Below are 1141 nucleotides of genomic sequence, written 5' to 3'. Positions count from 1 at the left end.
AGTAAAAGGGATTCAAATATACAATCCTTTTGAGCCACGGGTTCAGTTGGCTGGCGGGGGTAAAGTACCTTATAATATTCTTGATGGAGAGAATATTAAGAAAGAGGCTATTCAATATATAAAAAAGGCCACAGATAACATTAAGAAGACGGCAATAAGCAGAAGAAGAAAGAGTGCTTCGAAACTAGTTGGGAAAGAAGTTAAACTTGATTGGTTGGGGCATAATTACAAAGCAGTTGACATTAAAGGTACTGTAAAAGTAGGGGGTAAGGAGAGGGATATATCAAGGCGTGTGTTTCAGAAAGTTGATATAGATTGGAACTATAGACCAAGGAACCCCAAAGCAAATGGGTTATCGAATAAAGAACTTATTCAGAAAGGTAGAGCACCATATGCAGTTGATAAAAATGGGGTAGAATCTCAAATTGAGCTTCATCACATACTCCAAAAGGAAGCTGGAAATATGGTTGAAATAATAGCGACTACACATGATGAATACAAAAAGATTTTGCACGGACTGATAAAAAATGGAGATAGTTTTAGAAACAATGAGATATTAGATAAACAATTCAACAACTTTAGAAGAAATTATTGGGTTTGGAGATCACAAAATCTAGATTGAGGTGATAATAATTATGAATAAACAAATATCAAAGATGATAAATGAGTATATTGAAGAAGGCGATTTTGTCGGAGCAGTAACCGACGAAGATATCACAAATGCTGAAAACAAGTTAAGATGTAAATTTCCACAAGAATATAAAGAATTCATTAAATCTTATGGTTCTGGAGGTATATGTGGGGTTGAAGTTTTGGGTGTAGAAGGAAATGGCTATGCTTCAGTAGTTGATGCTACAGAAAGATTTAGAAACTTTGGTTTACCTGAGAAATACGTAGTTATTGAAAATGTAGATGAATTTGTTTATTGCCTAAATACAGAAGAAGATTATAGTGTCATAAGGTGGGATGACACAAGCAAAAATGAGGTTAAAAGATATTCAAGTTTTGATGAATATTTACAAGATAGCTTCCAAGAAGCAATAGACAACTGGGAGTAACACCAGGGATGAAATTTCCCTTAGCAGAGGATATGAAAAAATGGATTATTCTAAGGTGGAAAAATTCATAAAAGAAAATGCTG

General features: G+C 34.0%; 2 protein-coding genes. Both read left to right on the top strand.

The window, feature by feature from the left end:
- Positions 1-622 (top strand): HNH/ENDO VII family nuclease (locus V7126_RS24005; protein WP_335499906.1); only part of this gene is annotated, 622 nt, incomplete at its 5' end.
- A gap of 13 nt (positions 623-635) precedes the next feature.
- Entirely contained in the window at positions 636-1058 is a 423-nt protein-coding gene (locus V7126_RS24000) for an SMI1/KNR4 family protein (RefSeq protein ID WP_046132719.1), read from the top strand.
- Positions 1059-1141: the final 83 nt, after the last annotated feature.

The sequence above is a fragment of the Bacillus sp. JJ675 genome (assembly GCF_036963165.1).
Lineage (GTDB): Bacteria > Bacillota > Bacilli > Bacillales > Bacillaceae > Bacillus > Bacillus glycinifermentans.
This window is presented reverse-complemented; position numbering and strand designations above follow the sequence as displayed.